The 19,713-nt window shown below is 45.3% G+C and carries 22 protein-coding genes and 1 other annotated feature; of the genes, 21 read left to right on the top strand and 1 reads right to left on the bottom strand.

Translation table 11 applies throughout. The annotated features are described in order from the left end of the window. Window positions 1-77: 77 nt before the first annotated feature. On the bottom strand, window positions 78-1,064 hold the full coding sequence (locus NYE25_RS14975; protein ID WP_341147731.1) for a diaminopimelate dehydrogenase: 987 nt from the start codon (window positions 1,062-1,064) through the stop codon (window positions 78-80). A gap of 216 nt (window positions 1,065-1,280) precedes the next feature. Here NYE25_RS14975 and NYE25_RS14970 point away from each other — a divergent pair, with 216 nt between their 5' ends. The 21 genes from NYE25_RS14970 (at window position 1,281) to NYE25_RS14870 (ending at window position 19,599) form a co-directional block, all read left to right on the top strand. Further along, window positions 1,281-2,516, top strand: a complete 1,236-nt coding sequence (locus NYE25_RS14970; protein WP_341146248.1) for an SPOR domain-containing protein — start codon at window positions 1,281-1,283, stop codon at window positions 2,514-2,516. Window positions 2,517-2,756: 240 nt separating this feature from the next. Then, window positions 2,757-3,002, top strand: a complete 246-nt coding sequence (locus NYE25_RS14965; RefSeq protein WP_042191180.1) for a DUF4321 domain-containing protein — start codon at window positions 2,757-2,759, stop codon at window positions 3,000-3,002. Window positions 3,003-3,036: 34 nt separating this feature from the next. Continuing rightward, window positions 3,037-3,633, top strand: a complete 597-nt coding sequence (locus NYE25_RS14960; protein ID WP_149645995.1) for a Maf family protein — start codon at window positions 3,037-3,039, stop codon at window positions 3,631-3,633. A 24-nt stretch (window positions 3,634-3,657) separates the two neighbouring features. After that, on the top strand, window positions 3,658-4,347 hold the full coding sequence (gene radC / locus NYE25_RS14955) for a RadC family protein (RefSeq protein WP_042191176.1): 690 nt from the start codon (window positions 3,658-3,660) through the stop codon (window positions 4,345-4,347). A 39-nt stretch (window positions 4,348-4,386) separates the two neighbouring features. After that, window positions 4,387-5,421 (top strand): rod shape-determining protein, encoded by a 1,035-nt coding sequence (locus tag NYE25_RS14950; RefSeq protein WP_042191174.1) that lies wholly within the window; start codon window positions 4,387-4,389, stop codon window positions 5,419-5,421. A gap of 62 nt (window positions 5,422-5,483) precedes the next feature. Continuing rightward, window positions 5,484-6,362 (top strand): rod shape-determining protein MreC, encoded by an 879-nt coding sequence (mreC, locus tag NYE25_RS14945; protein WP_042191173.1) that lies wholly within the window; start codon window positions 5,484-5,486, stop codon window positions 6,360-6,362. Next, the gene (gene mreD / locus NYE25_RS14940; RefSeq protein WP_081383060.1) at window positions 6,362-6,892 is read left to right on the top strand and encodes a rod shape-determining protein MreD; all 531 of its coding nucleotides are present in this window, start codon (window positions 6,362-6,364) and stop codon (window positions 6,890-6,892) included. Before mreC ends, mreD begins: the two co-directional genes overlap by 1 nt. An 80-nt stretch (window positions 6,893-6,972) precedes the next feature. Then, window positions 6,973-7,632: a septum site-determining protein MinC gene (gene minC / locus NYE25_RS14935; protein ID WP_042130575.1), complete on the top strand. Its 660-nt coding sequence runs from the start codon at window positions 6,973-6,975 to the stop codon at window positions 7,630-7,632. Between the two features lie 5 nt (window positions 7,633-7,637). Continuing rightward, a complete protein-coding gene (gene minD, locus NYE25_RS14930) occupies window positions 7,638-8,432 on the top strand; it encodes a septum site-determining protein MinD (protein WP_042130573.1) in 795 nt (264 codons plus the stop codon). Between the two features lie 177 nt (window positions 8,433-8,609). Beyond that, a complete protein-coding gene (locus NYE25_RS14925; RefSeq protein ID WP_341146247.1) occupies window positions 8,610-9,473 on the top strand; it encodes a M23 family metallopeptidase in 864 nt (287 codons plus the stop codon). Beyond that, the gene (locus NYE25_RS14920; RefSeq protein ID WP_341146246.1) at window positions 9,466-10,308 is read left to right on the top strand and encodes a M50 family metallopeptidase; all 843 of its coding nucleotides are present in this window, start codon (window positions 9,466-9,468) and stop codon (window positions 10,306-10,308) included. The genes NYE25_RS14925 and NYE25_RS14920 overlap by 8 nt, the downstream gene beginning before the upstream one ends. 58 nt (window positions 10,309-10,366) lie before the next feature. Continuing rightward, window positions 10,367-11,608 carry an Rne/Rng family ribonuclease gene (locus tag NYE25_RS14915; protein ID WP_042194404.1) on the top strand — a complete coding sequence of 414 codons (1,242 nt, stop codon included), beginning with the start codon at window positions 10,367-10,369 and terminating at the stop codon, window positions 11,606-11,608. A gap of 62 nt (window positions 11,609-11,670) precedes the next feature. Beyond that, window positions 11,671-11,756 (top strand) — a sequence feature (ribosomal protein L21 leader region). A gap of 14 nt (window positions 11,757-11,770) precedes the next feature. Further along, the gene (gene rplU / locus NYE25_RS14910; protein ID WP_042130566.1) at window positions 11,771-12,082 is read left to right on the top strand and encodes a 50S ribosomal protein L21; all 312 of its coding nucleotides are present in this window, start codon (window positions 11,771-11,773) and stop codon (window positions 12,080-12,082) included. Window positions 12,083-12,094: 12 nt separating this feature from the next. Continuing rightward, window positions 12,095-12,430, top strand: a complete 336-nt coding sequence (locus NYE25_RS14905; RefSeq protein ID WP_341146245.1) for a ribosomal-processing cysteine protease Prp — start codon at window positions 12,095-12,097, stop codon at window positions 12,428-12,430. 17 nt (window positions 12,431-12,447) lie between these two features. Then, entirely contained in the window at window positions 12,448-12,759 is a 312-nt protein-coding gene (gene rpmA / locus NYE25_RS14900; protein WP_042130564.1) for a 50S ribosomal protein L27, read from the top strand. 282 nt (window positions 12,760-13,041) lie between these two features. After that, window positions 13,042-13,782 (top strand): Spo0B domain-containing protein, encoded by a 741-nt coding sequence (locus NYE25_RS14895; protein ID WP_076300740.1) that lies wholly within the window; start codon window positions 13,042-13,044, stop codon window positions 13,780-13,782. A 15-nt stretch (window positions 13,783-13,797) separates the two neighbouring features. Next, window positions 13,798-15,108, top strand: a complete 1,311-nt coding sequence (gene obgE / locus NYE25_RS14890) for a GTPase ObgE (protein ID WP_042191162.1) — start codon at window positions 13,798-13,800, stop codon at window positions 15,106-15,108. A 212-nt stretch (window positions 15,109-15,320) separates the two neighbouring features. After that, the gene (locus NYE25_RS14885) at window positions 15,321-16,640 is read left to right on the top strand and encodes an SPFH domain-containing protein (RefSeq protein ID WP_341146244.1); all 1,320 of its coding nucleotides are present in this window, start codon (window positions 15,321-15,323) and stop codon (window positions 16,638-16,640) included. A gap of 11 nt (window positions 16,641-16,651) precedes the next feature. After that, on the top strand, window positions 16,652-17,398 hold the full coding sequence (locus tag NYE25_RS14880; RefSeq protein ID WP_341146243.1) for a hypothetical protein: 747 nt from the start codon (window positions 16,652-16,654) through the stop codon (window positions 17,396-17,398). Window positions 17,399-17,412: 14 nt separating this feature from the next. Then, window positions 17,413-18,183 (top strand): hypothetical protein, encoded by a 771-nt coding sequence (locus NYE25_RS14875; RefSeq protein ID WP_341146242.1) that lies wholly within the window; start codon window positions 17,413-17,415, stop codon window positions 18,181-18,183. A 54-nt stretch (window positions 18,184-18,237) separates the two neighbouring features. Next, the gene (locus NYE25_RS14870; protein ID WP_341146241.1) at window positions 18,238-19,599 is read left to right on the top strand and encodes a hypothetical protein; all 1,362 of its coding nucleotides are present in this window, start codon (window positions 18,238-18,240) and stop codon (window positions 19,597-19,599) included. Window positions 19,600-19,713 lie beyond the last annotated feature (114 nt).

Raw genomic sequence — 19,713 nt, 5'->3', positions numbered from 1 at the left:
GGCACTGCCTGCAGTATATAAAAAACCCGCGAGGACGTTTTAAGGTCCTACGCGGGTTATTTCATTCTTGTATGATTTTACAGCAGGTTGCGGCGTAATTCTTCTGGAGATTTCGGAGACAACATTCCAAGTGGAATATCGAATACTGTACGCGCTCCACTCTGTCCTTCTTGACTCATACGCTGAGCGGCTCTGGCATAGGCCAAGAGAACACTAGCTGTAAATTCTGGATTGCTCTCCAGCTTCAGGCCGAATTCAACAATCTGCTTCGTACCTTCCCCTGTTACACCACTGCGAATAACAAATCCGCCGTGCGGAATTCCGCTATGCTGAGCTGCCAATTCTTCTTCAGTGATGAAAGTAACCGTAGTATCATAATCTGCAAAATAGTTCGGCATATTCACGATTTCTGCACGAATGCGTTCTTGATCTGCCCCTGCTTCAGCCACTACAAAACACTCTCTAAGGTGTTTTTGACGAGTGGTAAGCTCTGGTGTTTCACCAGCGCGAATGGCCTCAATAACCTCTTGTACTGGAACGGTATATTGTACACCAGCTTTAACTCCATCTACTCTGCGGATCGCATCGGAGTGGCCTTGGCTAACGCCTTTGCCCCAGAAGGTGTATTCTTTACCTTGTGGAAGAATAGCTTCAGCGAGCAGACGATTCATTGAGAATAAGCCTGGATCCCAACCAGTAGAAATTACGCTGAGTGTTCCACCTTGTTTAGCTGCGGCATCAACGGTCTCGTAGAACTCGGGGATTTTGGCATGAGTATCAAAGCTGTCCACGGTATTAAACATCCGGGCAATGGCTGGTGTTTGTTCTGGCAGATCGGTAGCCGATCCTCCGCATAGAATCATAACATCCACTTTACCCTTATATTGTTCGACGGCAGAGATGTGTTCGAACTTCACACCGGCTTCTCCGGCTTCCAGTTGTCCAGGTTCTCTGCGCGTAAAGATCGCAACTAGCTCGATATCTTCACTTTGGTTGATAGCCTTACGTACACCTTTTCCTAAATTTCCGTAGCCTACAATAGCTGCTTGAATTTTTTGTTTCAGAAGAAGCCCTCCTAATCAGTAGTGAACTAAAGCATCATTTCTAGCTTACCTAGTATAGTGTACACTTTTAGCTCTTTTTATATAGTATATAAAAGGTACATGTAATGTAAACTGAATCTGCATAATCTTTCATAATTCCTATGGCTTAAAAATAGCATATCTCTCTATTGTCTATCATATATTTACTTATAGATTAGATGAGGTGAGGTGTAACTGTTGAATAACGGAAGAATGACATTCCGATTTGACGTGAACAAGGACGAGCCTAAACCAAAGCCTAAAGTGGTGGAGCGCTGGTCAAATGGCGGATTGGGCACAGCTGAAGAGTACGCTGAGGGACTGCGTCAAGAGGTAGGTCCAGCACAGCAAACATGGCTTTATGAGCCTGATTTTCGTTCCACGCATGAGGCACCACCGGAAGATTCCTATGACTATTACTCGGGTACTGTAGATCCACGTCAGGAAGAATGGGACGAACAGGATAAGGATTTTAGATATACACAGCAATCGTATCTTCTGTCAGATATGGTTTCGGATAGCAGAGATAAATTAGAGAATGTATCCTCTGGCAGTTACGGAGGCTCTTATCATACTCGGCGTCCTTCGTATTGGTGGAAATTAGCTCTTTCTGTTACGGGAGCCATCGGCACAGGGGTACTGCTTGGTTATGCTGCACTTTCTTTCTTTTACGGAGGGAATATGGACAGTAGCTCTGGAAATGGGACAGCAGACATGGCGGCTACTTCAGTGCAGTCCAGTGGCGCTAAAGATCCGGCAGGTGTAGGTACATCAGGATTACCAGTGACGGGTACTGAAAATGCAGGGAAGAACACCATCCCAGTTCAAGTAGCTGCGCAAAGCTATTATCTGCTTCAGTACGGAGTATTCAGTACACCTGCAGGTGCTGAAGAGGCTCGCCAGGAGTTGTTAACCGCAGGATTGGCTGCGGGTATGGACCCTGCCGACGGCAATCGTGTGTATGCTGGAATGTCATCCGACCGTGAACAGGCCAAGCTACTAAGCAGTGGACTAAAGAATCAGGGTATTGAGCTGTATGTGAGAGAGGTGGCGCTTCCCGGGGCAGAACAGCTTGTCTATACCGGTAATGCAGAGGAAGTGAAGAACTATTTCTCCGTGAGCGGGCAGCTGCTCAGTGAACTAAGTAGTCAATCAGCTTCTCTACTTAGCGCTGGCCAAACAAGTACGACAGCAAATACCTCCGCTGTGAGTGATCTCCACCTGCAATGGAACGAAGCAGTAAAAGTGCTGGAACAAGGCGTATCTCCTGAAGCCAAAAGCATTTGCGCAGCGTTAGAGAAATCAATGAGCCAAGGGATATCAGCCTGGAGTGAATATAACAAGAACAAGGCTCAGGGCCTACTTTGGGAAGTGCAAGAATCGATGCTGAGCTTTTTGACTAGCCAGAAACAGCTACTAACTGCAATGAATTAACTGATAGATTGTTGACTTTAAAGACAGCAAGCCTCCAGATGTGGGGGCTTGCTGTTTTGGCGCGAAAGAGGAAATTATCCCTATATAACTTAAACTATAATTGATACGGAGGATGGTATCGCTCCGCAACTTTTAGTGCAAATGGTGGTAAACATTACCGTAAGGGATTTTACGTTTGTATTGATCACAATTTCACCGTATAATAATTAGGGTGTCAAAAAATGGCGAGGGAAGACTGAGATGAAGAAGAAAAATGTAGGAACACTGCTGTTATTTCTAATTCTAGGCTGGCTGGCTGGAGCCTGGATCGCCAAGCTACTGCAGCCGGTAAAGGCTCTTTCTTTTCTAACAACATCGACTGTGCTTAAGTGGTCTCCGCGAGCCGATTTGGACATCATAACCTATGACATCACTATTCATTTGAAATTGTGCATGCTAAGTCTCGTCGGTATTATTACAGCTGTATGGCTGTACCGAAGACTGTAACTCTCGTTACTGATCAAGAAGGGACGTTTACAACGTGGACAACTCACAACACATTATTTTAGCCTCAGGTTCACCGCGTCGACGAGAGCTTTTGTCTTTACTGGGCTTGCCTTTTGAGGTCATTACCAGCGAAGCTGACGAAAGCACACCACCGGACTTTACGCCGGAGCAAATCGTGCGCAGTTTGGCTCTGCGAAAAGCAGAGGCTGTAGTGGCTGCAGCAGGAGAGCGTAACGCAGTAATTATTGGTAGTGATACGATTGTTGTACTAGATAACACTGTGCTAGGCAAACCGGTGGACGAGCTGGACAGTAAATCGATGCTTACCAGACTTCAGGGCCGGAATCATAAGGTATACACGGGTGTAGCCTGTATTGGACTTCCGCATGGAAAGACTATAGTGGAGCACCGTGTTACTTCCGTAACGATGAGAGCAATGACGGAGGATGAAATTATTGCTTATATAGCTACGGGAGAGCCCGCTGATAAGGCTGGCTCTTATGCGATACAAGGGCTTGGCTCCACCTTGGTGGAACGAATTGAAGGCTGTTATTTCAATGTTGTCGGATTGCCGCTGTCGCTTCTTGGCGAAATGCTGTCCGAGTTCGGTATAACTGTATTGAACCGGTAGGAAGCTTGGGAAAGAGGGATAGGGATGGAGTCGCAATCAGTAATGCTGCGGGACCTCCCCCATGAAGAACGACCAAGAGAGCGCATGATGCATTATGGGGCGGAATCATTAAGTCAAGCGGAGTTGTTAGCCATTCTGCTGCGTACGGGAACACGCCGTGAATCGGCTATTCATATTGCACAGCAGATGCTGGGGAAAATCGGTGGCCTGCGTGGGCTAGTTGACCTTAGCATCGAAGAACTGACCGAAATCAAAGGTATCGGCCCTGCCAAGGCCGTGCAACTAAAAGCAGGCATCGAACTTGGAAGGCGCCTTGCGAACTCCAGGTTTAACATGCCAGTCATTATCCGTTGTCCTGAGGACGCTGCGGAGATACTGACTGAGCAATTGCGTTATCTGCAGAAGGAGCATTTTGTCTGCTTGTTTCTGAATACGAAGAATCATGTGATAGGACAAGAAACGTTGTCTATGGGCAGTCTTAATGCTTCGATTGTTCATCCTCGTGAGGTATTCCGAGCAGCTATAAAATGTAGTAGTGCCTCTATCATATGCGCACATAATCATCCTAGTGGTGATCCAACGCCTAGTCCGGAGGATATCTCCTTGACCTCAAGACTGCTTCAGGCAGGCGAGATTGTCGGGATTGACGTGTTAGATCATCTAATTATCGGTGATAGCAGCTTTGTAAGCTTGAAAGAAAAAGGACACATGTAATATAAATGTGAAGATTTACTTAGGAAAAGGAGAATTAGCATGTTGGGTAGTTTTACGAAAGATTTAGGAATTGACTTGGGGACAGCGAATACGCTTGTCTATGTACGCGGTAAGGGGATCGTTGTAAGAGAGCCTTCCGTTGTAGCCATTAACACTGACACTAAGACGATTGAAGCCGTGGGTGAATCCGCTAAAAAGATGATCGGTCGTACACCGGGAAACATTCGTGCGATCCGTCCGATGAAGGATGGCGTTATCGCTGATTTTGACACAACGGCTACGATGATAAAATATTTTATTCGTCAAGCACAGAAACAACGTTCTATGTTCCAACGTCACCCTAATGTAATGGTCTGCGTACCATCCGGCATTACTGCTGTAGAGCAACGTGCCGTAGAAGATGCTACTAGACAAGCTGGTGCTCGCGAAGCTTACATTATTGAGGAACCTTTTGCTGCAGCGATTGGTGCAGATCTACCGGTATGGGAGCCAACAGGAAGTATGGTTGTTGATATCGGCGGAGGTACTACTGAAGTTGCTGTAATTTCACTCGGCGGTATTGTTACTAGTCGTTCCGTACGTGTTGCGGGTGATGAAGCGGATGAGTCCATCATTCAGTACATCAAACGTCAGTACAATCTGATGATTGGTGAACGTACTTCGGAACAGCTTAAAATGGATGTAGGTTCTGCCTTGCCACTTGAGAAAGCTGAAACTATGGAAATTCGCGGACGCGATCTCGTTACAGGCCTGCCAAAGACGCTTACAATTACTTCTGATGAGATCTGTGAAGCATTGTCCGATACAGTGAGTTCTATTATTGAAGCTGTTAAAGTAACTTTGGAAAAATGTCCACCGGAGCTCGCAGCAGATATTATGGATCGCGGGATTGTCTTGACAGGTGGAGGCGCCTTGCTTCGTAACTTGGATAAACTGCTTGCGCGTGAAACTGGAATGCCAGTTATTGTCGCTGAGAACCCTTTGGATTGTGTAGCTATTGGAACAGGAAAGGCGCTTGATAATATCCATTTGTTCAAGAGTCGCAGCAGTTCCAGTCTTCGCTCTAAGAGATAAGCCTATGTATTGCCACTTGTGTACGTCAACCCCTGTTATGGGAGAAATACTGTTGTTAGAGGGTGTTGAAACTGTTTAAACTCTTAAGCAATAAACGTCTGTTTATTCTGTTGATTACACTGGTGCTGTTCATTGTGGTGATGGGCTTCAGCTTGGCATCAAGGAGTTCCTTGTCCTGGCCGGAGAACTTTCTTAGAGATACTACTGGTTTCGTGCAAAAAATGTTCTACAAGCCCGCTGGATATGTAGCGGGCTTGTTTGAAGATATCGGAAATCTGAAAGATCTTTCTAAGGAAAATGAGCAGCTGAAGATTCTAGCCGCCCAATATGCACGTGATAAAGCGCAATACAATTTCATTCAGGTAGAAAATGAGCAGTTAAAGGAACAGTTGAAGTTCACGAAAGCTCAGGAGGAATTGTATAAATATCAATATCATATTGCGCAGGTGGTTAGTCAGACAACAGAACCAAGCAATAGTACGATTGTAATCGATTTAGGTGCTAAAGATGGCGTTCGACCAAATATGTCTGTGATTTCGGTGGATGGTTTGGTGGGTGTTATTAGTCAAGTCAGCAATTTCACCTCTACGGTGAAGCTGATGACCATGATGGATACGAATGACCCTAATTCTCAGCCGCCAATTGCGGCAACCGCTATTAACAAAGAGGGCAAAACCTTTGGTATGATTGAAAGCTATGATCCGAAGACAAACAAGTTATTGATGAACAAGATCCCGCCAGGTGATCCTATTGCGCCGAAGGATGTTATCGTTTCTTCTGGTATTGGGGGATTGTATCCGCGAGGATTGACCATCGGTACCGTTGAAAGCGTTGAGGTTGGTGAATTTGGATTAACCTCCACAGCAGTGATTAAGCCTTCAGCAGAATTTCAAGACTGGAAGCAGCTGATTGTTGTTTTTACGGAGGAGCGTGCTGAATAGTGAATATGCGCAGATCTGTTCTTGTTCTGTTACTGTTCCTCTTGTTCATTCTGGAGGGAACCATTCTGCCTTGGCTGATTCCAGATGTATGGCAGATGCGAATTATTCCGAATCTAGTGTTCGTTGTGCTATTGTTCGTGGCTGTATATCATCATCGTCATACAGCGCTTATACTGGGCCTAACTTTCGGACTATTACATGATGTCGTTTTTTATGGCAGAATTCTAGGAGCACATTCTTTTGCGATGGGTCTGTCGGCTTATTTAATCGGCCTTCTGTTTCAGATTCCGCGTGCTCCACTACCTCTTATGATGACTGTGATTCTGCTCGGAAGCTTGCTAGAGGATAGTGTGTTATTTGGTATTTATAGTGTATTCAATCTCAATCAGGAGCCTTATAGCTGGGCTATTTTGAATCATATGCTACCAACGATGCTCTTTCATTTTGCTATTGCTCTGATCCTCTACATACCGTTACGACGCCAGCTTGAGCTGATCAAGAAAGAGAAGAGTACGGAAGAAGCGGCATAAAGAAGCTTCTATTTTCTTTCTTAATAAAGCAGGAATTTAAGGGGCCCGGCACGAATGAATGAGGATAGGGGGCCAGGCATATGACAGTAAAATCCAAGCATGTAAGGATTAAGGGCATCAAGGATGGCCTGATATTCCTGCTAGACGACAAGTGTCCCTTCGAAGATCTTCTGAGCGAGCTTCGCTATAAGCTGGAGCACAGCCATCAAAATATTTTGACTGGACCGATTGTCCATGTAGATATTAAGCTGGGAAATCGTCTTGTAACTGAGGAAGATAAGGAAGCTGTGCTGGAGATTCTGAAGGGACAGGGAAATCTACTGATTCGTTCCATAGAGGCGCTTCCAGTGCCCGGCAGTGAGGATAATGACGCGTTGTTTCTTATGAGCGGGATTCTTCGTTCCGGTCAGGTGCTGCACCATGATGGAAATCTTTTATATCTGGGGGATGTGAACCCAGGAGGAACTATTACCTGTTCAGGCGATATCTATATTCTAGGATCACTTAGAGGTATGGCGCATGCTGGAGTAGATGGAAATGAAGAGGCGATTATCGCTGCTTCATTAATGTCTCCGACACAACTGCGAATTGCTGATATTATCAGTCGTCCTCCCGATGAGTGGGAAACCCGAGAAAGCAGTATGGAGTTTGCATATTTAACGAACGGAGCTATGCAAATCGATAAAATTCATAATTTAGTCAAAGTACGTCAGGATTTAAATGTGTTTAAAGGGGTGTAGCCTCCATGGGAGAAGCGATAGTCGTAACCTCGGGCAAAGGCGGAGTTGGCAAAACAACCACAACAGCCAATATTGGAACCGCACTTGCACTGCAGGGTAAAAAAGTATGTCTCGTCGATACCGACATTGGACTGCGTAATCTGGATGTAGTAATGGGGCTTGAGAATCGTATTATTTATGATCTTGTGGATGTAGCGGAGGGTCGTTGTCGCCTAAATCAAGCACTCGTTAAAGACAAACGCTTTGATGAGTTGTATATGTTGCCCGCAGCTCAAACGAAGGATAAAACGTCCGTCACTCCTGAACAAGTAAAAGATATTATTCTCGAACTGAAGAAGGAATATGAATATATTTTGATTGATTGTCCAGCAGGGATTGAACATGGCTTCCGCAATGCGATTGCCGGTGCGGATAAAGCGATCGTGGTTACCACACCAGAGCATGCTGCTGTGCGGGATGCGGATCGTATTATCGGACTGCTTGAGCAGTCACATGTGGAATCGCCAAAGCTGGTGGTAAATCGTATTCGCCCAGGTCTTGTGAAGTCTGGGGATATGCTTGATATTGAGGATATTTTACAGGTGTTGAATATTGATCTTATCGGAATTGTTCCGGATGATGAACTGGTCATTAAGGCCGCAAATAGTGGAGAGCCTACAGTTATGAATCCCGATTCGTCAGCAGCTATTGCCTACCGCAATATTGCTCGTAGAATTTTAGGTGATGCTGTGCCGCTAATGCAACTTGATCGGAAACCGGGAGCATTTAAGAAGTTCAAGAAATTTTTCGGTATGGCTTAATTCTGCACCAAGCAATCTTACTATAGAAGCATTAACGGTCCCACCACTAGAGAAATCTATGGGTGGGATTTATTTATTTAGTGGTATTTAAGTGCTCCACCTTGGGTGGGCTTGTTCTAAAGAGACTTCCGTGCTTCATAAAATGGAAGTAAAACAAGCCCGTCCGGAGGGATAAACATGGATCTCAAATCAGATATCAAGAATCGCCGCAAGGAGCGTATTCGTAGTTTGCTGGAGGAAATCCCGAATATAGAAACAGCAGAGGTGCCTCCGTTATTCGTTATGCCCGAAAAGAGTACGAGCTTCAAGGAGTGGGGTACGGGGTTTAAGAAAAATGAGGAGCAATCATCTATAGAGCCTGATCCGGAAGTGATGTGGAAAGAGAGACGGGGGGGCTGGGAGGAACAAGGAGGAGGAGGTTCTAAATTTTCTTCCGGTTTTATTCGACGGGTTATAGCCAGTGTGCTTGTGTTTGGAGCGGTGTGGGGAGTTTTTGCAGTTCACCAGCCATGGTCCTATAAAGTCCAAGCCTTTATTAGTGATGCCTTGAGTAATGACATGGATTTCACAGCAGTGCGGGTCTGGTATGAGGAGAATTTTAATGGTGCACCGGCGTTCATCCCGATATTTGGTGACAAAGACGAACCTGCTCAAAAGGCAGCAGCTCAACATGAGCTTAGTGCCCCGGTAGCTGGAAGTATTGTGGAGCCCTTTGCTTCCACGCTAAAAGGTGTAGAAATTATGCCTCAAATCGATTCAACCTCAAATGTGACGGTGAAGAGTATAGACATGGGACGTGTTCTTTCCATCTCTAAAGAATTGGACGGTGGCATTCGAATTGCGGTTCAACATTCTGGAGGAATTACAGCAGAATACGGACATTTAAATGGCACTAAGCTGGAGATTGATGACTGGATTCAGAGTGGAGATGAACTCGGGTGGATGCTGGAGAAAGAGGGCTCCTCAGCTCCAACGCTATTTTTTGCAGTGATGAAAGACAAGACTTATATTGATCCTACAGAAGTGGTATCGTTTGATTAGGATCTTAGGGATTGATCTGTCACTACATCCATTGTTCGTAATCATTATGTTGTTCTCTGTACTCACAGGACAATTTCTGGAGTTGCTAACTTTATTTACGATCGTCCTCATTCATGAAATGGGACATGTGGTGGCTGCCCTTTTAGTTGGTGTTACAGTCAAATCGGTTCAGCTTCTTCCGTTTGGCGGAGTTGCGATTATTGAGGATCATGGGCGGCTCACCGCTAGTCGTGAGATTGGTATTGCACTTGCCGGTCCGCTGCAAAATGGAATCATGATTGTTATGGCTCTTGGGCTTCAGCAAGCAGGTTATGGTAATCAGGAATTTTTAGTCTATTTTATAAATGCTAATGCCATCATTGCGCTCTTTAATCTTTTGCCTGTTCTGCCACTTGACGGAGGCAAAGTACTTCAGGCTACAGTTAGTTTATTTCTTCCTTATTACTATACTTTGCTATGGAGCGGACGAGTGAGCGTTGCTGCAAGCATTTTTGTGATTGTTTATGCGCTATTGCCTCTTGGAGCAGGTGGAGGCTTGAGGCTGAACATGGTTATGATCGGTGCTTTTTTATTGTATTCAAATCTCACGGATCATCGGAATTTACCGTACCGATTTGTTGCGTTTTTGATGAATAGGGAGGCGGTTTATGAGTATCATTTGCGGACAGGAAGTGTGGCTCGTCCAATTGTTGCCTTATCTGCGAAACCTTTAGATGCTATATTGCGTCTATTTAAACGTAATCAATATCATTTTATCTATGTATTAAACGGCGAAGGAAATGTTGTTGCTGTTGTGCCGGAACAGCGCTTAATATCTACCTACTTCGGAATGTAGTGTATTTATGCAGAGCGTGAGAAGGGATGAATGAATGAACGAAACCAGAGGTGAAGCCATGAAACAGATGATCGTTCACTGCACGCAGCACATTACCCGAATGGCTCTTCTGGAGAACGGAAGGCTTGTGGAGTACGCGGCTGAACGCGATCAGCAGCAAGGGCTGGTCGGAAGTTATTATAAAGGCCGTGTGATTAACGTACTTCCAGGTATGCAGGCTGCTTTTGTTGACATTGGACAGAAGAAGAATGCTTTTTTATATGTTGATGATGTTTTGCACCCTCATTTGGATAGACAGCCGGATGTGAAGCCTTCTATCGAGACGCTTTTGCAACCGGGTCAGGATATTGTTGTACAAGTAAGAAAAGAGCCTAGTGGCGGCAAAGGTGCGCGTGTAACGACCCATTATACATTGCCCGGTCGCTGGATGGTGTACATGCCTTTTGCCGATTATGTTGGGGTATCCAAAAAAATAAGTCGCGATGCAGAACGTAGCCGGCTTAAAGGAATTGGTGAACGTCTGCGAATGAAAGAAGAGGGGGTTATTATGCGGACCGTCTCTCAGGATGAGCCGCATGAAGCAGTGGAGGGTGATCTTTCATTTTTACGTGCGCAATGGGATAACATTACACGTCGGGCACAAACTGCAGAAGCCCCAGCTCTACTTCATCGTGATCTTAGTATTGTTCAGCGCTTTATAAGAGATGCTTTTAATCCACAGCGTGATCAGTTGATTATAGATTCTCCAGTTGCAGTTAAAGAAGCCAAGGCATTTCTGGATGACATGGCACCTGATGGGTACAAGCCTGTGAGTTTATATAATGGACCGGAGTCCATTTTTACAGCTTATGGGGTTCAGGAACAGCTGCACAAGAGCTTCAGTCGCAAGATCACGCTGGAGGGCGGAGCGACAATGATCTGGGATGAGACGGAGGCGCTCACCGTTATTGACGTGAACACTGCGCAATACATTGGAGGAGCATCCCTTGAAGAGACGGTGACGAATACTAATTTGCTTGCAGCAGAGGAGATTGGTCGTCTGATCCGTTTACGAGATACGGGCGGAATCATTATTGTTGATTTTATTGATATGGAAGAAGAGATACACCGTAAAATGGTTACCGAGCGGCTGGAGAAAGTGATCTGCAAGGATCGAACTAAAACCCATATTCTCGGTTGGACAAGACTTGGACTCCTCGAGATGACCCGGAAGAAGGCAAGACATGACTCAGCCAGCTTCGCACCTATCCTTTGTCAGTGCTGCGGAGGGACTGGGAAAGTTGGAGAATGGATGGAATGAGTTGACGATGGGCGATAAGTATGATAATATCTTCAAGTATGTGTTTGATTGATTCGGTCCTGCACATGCTGTAACCGCTCCGATCGGGTACATAAGTGCAGTTCCCACGGGAATCTGCCACCTAGACTAGGCGAGTCTGAGACATGAGGAGGTGCAAGTAAAATGTATGCAATTATCGAAACTGGCGGTAAACAATACAAAGTCCAAGAGGGCGATGTTTTGTTCATTGAGAAGTTGGAAGCTGAAGACGGCGCAAGTGTAACTTTTGACCGTGTATTGGCTGTTTCTAACGAAGGTGGTCTGACTGCAGGAACTCCGCTCGTAAGCGGCGCGTCTGTAACAGCTAAAGTCGAGAAACATGGTAAAGGCGCTAAGGTTGTAGTTTACAAATACAAACCTAAGAAGAACTACCACAAGAAACAAGGCCATCGTCAACCGTACACGAAAGTAACTATCGAGAAGATTCAAGCGTAAGAAGGTGCGTGAATGATTAACGTACGGATTACACGATCTTCGGATCTAAGAACTATCGTTGGCTTTGAGGTAAAAGGGCACGCGGGTTATGCAAAGCGTGGCGAAGATATCGTATGTGCCGGAGTTTCGGCCGTAACGGTTGGAACCGTCAATTCGATTGAGACTTTGACCGGAATCTCCATGGATACATCCATGAAGAACGGATTCCTAAGTGGAACATTAGGTTCCATTGATGATTTCGATACTTCCGCGAAGGTGCAATTGCTGCTTGAATCCATGGTCGTGATGCTAAATGATATCGCAGAATCATACGGAAAGTATCTTCAAATAGAGCAAGTAAATATTTAAAGAAGGAGGTTGACAACATGTTGAAATTGAATCTTCAATTGTTCGCATCGAAAAAAGGTGTAGGTTCCACAAAAAACGGACGGGATTCCCATTCCAAACGTCTTGGCGTGAAACGTGCTGACGGTCAAGCAGTAACCGGCGGTAACATCTTGGTTCGTCAACGCGGAACAAAAATTCACCCAGGCACTAACGTAGGCATCGGTAAAGATGATACGTTGTTCGCATTGGTGGATGGCGTAGTGAAGTTCGAACGTTGGGGCCGCGATCGCAAAAAAGTGAGCGTATACCCAGTTGATGTCGCTCCGGTAGCAGCGGCACTGGAAGCGTAAGCTTACGGAACCATATTTGCATGTAGAAGCCTCCGGCATGAGTGCCGGAGGCTTTTTTGTAGAATATTCAGAAGCGTTTATGGATACCTCTTTGAGCACTTTAGAAATGTATACCTTCAGAGTTTTAAGAAAACATAAACATCCTTAGACATATGTGAAATCTCTCGGTTATCTCTGGTGAACTACAGGGAACTGCTGTGTTATACTAGGAAATGGTAATTGATGAGGGTAATAATCTAAACGAAGTCATGAATTTTGCGAACTGAGGGACGGGGAGAAAGAATGAAATCCTGGAAAAGTGCAATCTGGGCAGTCATGTTATCCGTAATGCTTCCTTTAGGACTCGTGTATTGGCATACCTCCCTTTTGACGTGTCTGTTGCTTGGAATTTGGGTAGCAGCAACGGTTGCTTTCAGCTTGATTTGGAATCAGCGTCATTGGGAACGGGAACTGCGTATACAAGAGAACACTCTGCAACAGGCGGCGATTCGGACACTGAATCATCATCGTCATGATTGGATGAATGATTTGCAGATTCTTTACGGATATATTCAGCTTGGAAAGCCTGATAAATCCGTGGAGTGTGTGGAAAGAATAAAGGAACGCATAGCGCTTGATAGTCGTATCGCGAAGCTGGGCATTCCTTCATTGGTCTTCTATATCCAATCTTTCCGAACTTACCGGACTAGTCTGGAACTGGAAGTTCAAGTGGAGGAAGGATTGCAACTGGAGGAGAAGCTAAACCGGGAAGCAGGAGATGAGCTGACTTCAGTGATAATGCAGACCGTACGAGCTTATCAATATAACGGACTGGCTCCTCAGGGTGAAACGCGCAAGCTGCGTCTTGGCTTTATTCAGGATGGAGGAGACATTCTTATCTCCTTCGAAGGTGAGGGAGAGCATGGCAATCCCGAGCAGCTCAAAGGGCAAATTTATAATATAGTACAAGGGAAAATCATGAAAGCGGAGCAGTTTAAGCCCAGCAAGGCTTATGTAGAGCTGCGTTTGCCGCTTGAAATGTGAGGAAGGTGAACATTAATGTTCGTAGATAAAGCTAAGATTTATGTTAAGGGCGGAGACGGCGGGGATGGTATCGTTGCGTTTCGCCGGGAAAAGTATGTACCGGATGGTGGTCCAGCAGGTGGTGACGGTGGCCGTGGTGGCGACGTTATCTTCCGCGTAGATGAGGGCTTGCGTACGCTGATGGATTTCCGTTATCAACGCCATTTTAAAGCGGACAAAGGGATTAAAGGACGTAACAGAAGTCAGCATGGGGCGAACGCTGATCATATGATCGTGCGGATTCCACCTGGAACCATGTTAATTGACGATGATACTCAAGAGATCATCGCCGATTTGACTCGTCATGGTCAGCAAGTTGTTGTTGCCCGTGGGGGTCGTGGGGGTCGTGGGAATGCTCGTTTTGCAACAGCAGCTAATAAGGCTCCAGAGCTAGCAGAGAACGGCGAAGAAGGTCAAGAGCGGTATATTGTTATGGAACTTAAGGTTATGGCTGATGTGGGACTTGTAGGCTTCCCGAGTGTGGGCAAATCTACGCTACTGTCGGTCGTATCCGCAGCTCAACCAAAGATTGGTGCATACCATTTCACTACGATTACACCGAACTTAGGTGTAGTAGATGTTGGGGATGGACGAAGCTTTGTAATGGCGGATCTGCCAGGATTAATTGAGGGAGCTAGTGAAGGCATAGGGCTTGGTCATGAATTCCTGCGTCACGTTGAACGTACACGGATCATTATTCACGTAGTGGATATGTCTGGTTCAGAGGGGCGTGATCCCTTCGAGGATTGGGTTCTCATTAATGACGAGCTGAAGCAATATAATGCGGCTCTAATTGATCGTCCTCAAATCGTGGCCGCGAATAAAATGGATATGCCAGAGTCAGAGGAGAATCTCATCGCTTTCCGAGAACGCGTAGCTGAGCTGCGTCCGGATCTTGAGGTTATGCCAATCTCCTCGCTTACCCGTCAGGGTGTTCAGGAATTGTTATATCGTGCAACGGATATTCTTGATAGTATTCCGGTGGCACCGGTAGTTGAAGAAGTATCAGGAACAACTGAACGTAAGGTTTATAAGCTAGAAGCGGAAGATAATAACTCGTTCACCATTACACGTGATAATGAAACATATGTGGTCAACAGCCCTCGTATCGAGAAAATGTTGAAACGTATGCAGCTTAGCACACATGATGCGATTCTAAAGCTCGCCCGGACATTGCGACATATGGGTGTAGATGCAGAGCTTCGTAAACGTGGAGCTGTAGAGGGGACTATTGTCCGTATTGGTGAGTTCGAATTCGAGTTCGTAGAGAATAGCAGTTACTATTAATATTTAGCTGATTACAAAGCGCGACTTGTGTTCTCCTGTAGAGGAAGACACAAGCCGCGCTTTTTTTATTTCCATATCGAGTATATTTTTTTCGTGAAAAGAACCCAAATCACGATATATATCGTATACAATTAATATCGAAATACACAATTTCCCATCCGGGAACGCATACGTTATTCATATATCATAGATGATGAAAGAGGGAATAGCAGATGGCAATTATAGAAGTGGTGAAGTACGACGGTCCTCCGGGGATTTTCGCATGGAAATATCCTAACCAAGAGCTAGGGACATGGACTCAGCTAATCGTTAATGAATCTCAGGAAGCGATCCTATTCAAGGGCGGACAAGCGCTTGATTCCTTTACGGCAGGGCGGCACACCCTGAGCACCGCCAATATTCCTATTTTATCTAATATCGTTAATCTTCCTTTCGGTGGGAAGTCGCCGTTCACAGCAGAAGTATGGTATGTGAACAAGACCAATTCGATGAATGTTAAATGGGGAACCAGCGCACCTTTACAACTCCAGGATCCTAAATACAAAATTATGATTTCTGTTCGTTCCTTCGGACAGTTTGGTGTAAAGGTTGATAATCCGCGCAAATTTTTGTTGCAGCTTGTTGGAACGCTTCCTCAGTTTGATCACGATACGCTCGTGAATTATTTCCGCGGCTTGCTTATGTCAAATATAAATGAACTGATCTCATCCTACCTTGTACATAAGCAAATCAGTATACTGGAGATTAATGCCTATGTTGCAGAGATCTCAAAGCATATCCAGGGGCGGCTAGCATCAACTTTTCTGGATAATGGACTTGAACTGAATAATTTCTATATTGATTCCATTAATATTCCTGATGATGATCCGGCAACGATTCGATTAAAGGAAGCTTTAGCTAAAAAAGCAGAAATGGATATTATCGGCTTCAACTATCAACAGGAGCGCGGCTTCAACACGATGGAAAAAGCAGCAGGTAATCCTGGTAATCTTGGAGTAGGCATGATGAACACCGGGATGGGGCTTGGACTTGGTATGGGATTCGCTGGACCGGCTATGGATATGGTGAATCGTATGACCCGAGGGATGAGTTTTGATTCAGGGACTACAGTTGTGCGCCAAGAGCGCTCCTGTTCGAAGTGTGGGGTTATGAATTCTGTTGAGGGAAGGTTCTGCAGTGGCTGTGGGCATGCTCTGGAGAGTATTCAGCAAAGCGCATCGTCCGGAAACAAGATCAATTGTTTGGAATGTGGGCATGAATTGAAAGCAGGAGCCAAGTTCTGTCCTGGTTGTGGCAATCCTTATCGTGCTTGTCCAACCTGTGGAGCAGATAATCCTGAGGGTGCATCTTCCTGTGTCTCTTGTGGTAAAGAAATGCCTAAAGCCTGTGGTAAATGTGGAGAAATGGTATCACCAGGGGTGAGATTCTGTCCTCACTGTGGAGATAGCTTGGTTATTAAATGCGGAGGTTGTGGGCATGAGCTGAAGCCTAGACAGAAATTTTGTGCAGAGTGTGGAACAAAAGCAGGCTGAAGGAGGACGTTATGAACAAGGGCAAAAGCTATATTCGTATCATCACCATTATTTATGTGGCTGCTATAATACTAACGGTGTTCTCCTTTATAGGGTTAGGCTTCTCTGAATCACTGTTTCGATTCGTGATTTCGCTAGTTGCTGTTCTGCTGGCGGAGAGTGTGGTGTATGGCTATTGTATTTTTTGGCTCCGTACTGCAGGTAGTGTGCAGCGGACCTCACCCGTTCTTCTCAGCGGTGCATTCATCACGGGGATTTATGCGGTTGGAGTATTCGCATCGGCTATTGTCTTCGATTGGCTACTGGAGTTGTCCCCTCTGTGGTATGCTGCCGTTCAACTGCTGATTCTTTTGATTGGTGGAATCACACTAGCTGTGATCGGGATTTATGGATGGAATGCCGGAACAGAAGAACAGCAAATGCAGAGGTCCTTGCAAGCTTTTCGGCAGCATCAGAGTGAAATAAACGAGATCAGTACGCTGGCAAGCAGCTGGAACAATCCCGAAACTGAACAGCTTGTAAAAGTGCTCAATAAGTTACGAGATCAATTCAAGTTCAGTGATCCTGTATCAGATCCATCTTTATATGCTACTGAGGATATCATGCATCAGCAGATCTCCCTGTTGCATGATCATGTGAAGCTTCTGCTCATGACAAATGAGCCACATGAGAACTGGCAAGCTGAAATCAACGAAATGGCCGACAGTATTAAAGGTACACTAGAGCGGCGAAATCGGGAATTAGCGGCACTTAAATAGGAGGAAATAACTACATGAACAGATTGAACATACAAGAGCCGTCACCGACCCCAGCGGGGAGTGCAGCGGTTCCTCTGATTAAATTAGACCGGACTGGGTTTGATTATGTCATTCTTGCGGCAGCTTATCTATTCACACCCATTGGACTTGTTCTTGCATTGTTACGTTTGATGCTAACTCATTATAAAAATCATCGGAGACCCACCAATCTAAATCTGATCATGCATGTATTTATCGGAGGATTTGTTGAACTCTCTATTGCAATGTTTGTGGATACCATGAGTGGAAACACTGGAACTTCCGAATTATTAACGATCCAGATTTTCCTTGCAGTCATATTTTTGATTCCGGCACTTATTCTTGCGAGTGTGACAGCAAAAGCTAAATATACACTTTCTAAGCTTAATACTTCTTATATAGAGCTGATTCAAAATAAAAATATCCGATATGTCGGCAGTATATCTGAACGGATAGGTCAAAGCGAAAGTGATGTACGGAGAGATGTCCAGTATCTAAAGAATAAAGGATTACTGGATATTGATATTGTACTTTCCGAGGGGCGTCAGACGCCAGATCCATCCATGGCAGCACCTAATCTTGTACATCCTGAAAGGACTTCAGGCTTCGGAGCCCAAGCTTCGGGACAACAGATCCATTCTCAACCGCAGTCCTCACCGCTGCTGCCTAAGTCCATCCGTTGTCCGGGCTGCGGAGCACAGAACACGGTTCAGCCTAGTCAGTCTAAGAGCTGTGAATACTGTGGCACGATGATATCGTACAGTTAATGCCAAGGTTCTCCCTGAGCATTGTAGATATAACTTAACTAGGGGAGATAAAAGATGAGTAAATTGGATATACGAAGGCAGCCACCAACAACAGGCAAACCGATATATAAGCACGAATATGAGCGGACGGCGTTTGATTATACGACTATTGTGTTTGCGTATGTATTTGCTCCGGTTGGCTTTATATTGGCTGCCATTCGGTTATTATCTACACATTCCAAGAGACAGCGCAAAGCAAGCAATATTAACCTGTTTTATCATGCGTGTATGGGTGCCTTTGTAGAATTGGCGATCTATTTCATTATTAGCAAGCTACTCGGTCAAATCGATTATGTCGCACTCTTGATCAGGTTGGTGATTATCTACGCATTGTTTAGGATTCCCGCCATCAAATTGTCAGTTAGGGCCGTAGGATGGAGAGAGGGATTCACCTATCTTTGCAATGACTATATCGCTTTGGTTCTTGTGGACGGCATAAGGCATATCGGCAGCCTATCCGATATTCGCGGATTCAGTGAAGAGAACGTCCGCGAGGTTTTGGAATATTTAAAAGATCAGGGAGTACTTTCTCCAGATATTGTTTATTATGAAGGACGTGTAGACAATCCATTTGTAAAATTGCCGCCGAAGCTTATTTATTCCAAACGGGCACAAGCACTGGTGCGTGCGCCTGAGAATAACCTTCGCTACCGTAACAAGCGAGACCGGTCAGTGTTTGATCGAATCATCATGGCGATTGCCTATTTGTTTGCTCCGCTTGGGTTTGTACTTGCGATGCTTCGTTTTGTAAGCACTCATTATAAGAATGAGCGGAAATCATTTAACTACAAATTGCTCTATCATGTATGTATGGGAGCTTTTATGGAACTTGCCGTCCTCTTCGCCGTGGGGACCTACAAAGGGGATTTTAAGTGGTTCACTTTATTGATCATTCTGGTGGTCCTCTACTTGATCTTTATAATTCCGGCGGACAGCTTTGCAGGGAGGGCTACCTTCGCAACAGAAAACTTTGATTTTCTGTGCAAGAAGTATCTCATGCTGATCATAGTGGATGATGTTAGACATATTGGTAATTTAGCTGATATCACGAAACAAAGTGAAGATGATGTACGTAGAGACCTACGGTATTTGGTGAGATGGGGGTTACTTGCTTCTGATCTTGTCTATTATGAAGGACGTGTTAAGCTCTTAGATAAACAACCGCCCAATCTTGTGCATCCTGACCGGGCACAGCCCTCCGCGGCATCAGAGAACCAGCCATCATCTGGGCGGCAGTCATTACCGGAGAATAGGCCTAAGCCACCTGTCCAACTGCCGAAATCCATCGTTTGTTCGAGTTGCGGTGCTAAGAGTAGAGTACTTCCTGGGCAGGATAAAATCTGTGACTATTGCGGGACGACGATTCCATACAGTTAGTGTACATACGATTGCCTGCTGCCCCCGGGAATCCGGGGGTTTTGCTGCACCGTACTCCCTGGCCTCAGAGTATACATATAAAGTTATTGCATTTTATAAGTCTTTTCCGATATA

The organism is Paenibacillus sp. FSL E2-8871 (genome assembly GCF_038000345.1).
GTDB lineage: Bacteria > Bacillota > Bacilli > Paenibacillales > Paenibacillaceae > Paenibacillus_AQ.
The sequence above is the reverse complement of the archived record's forward strand: the minus strand, read 5'-3'. Positions and strand labels throughout refer to the sequence as shown.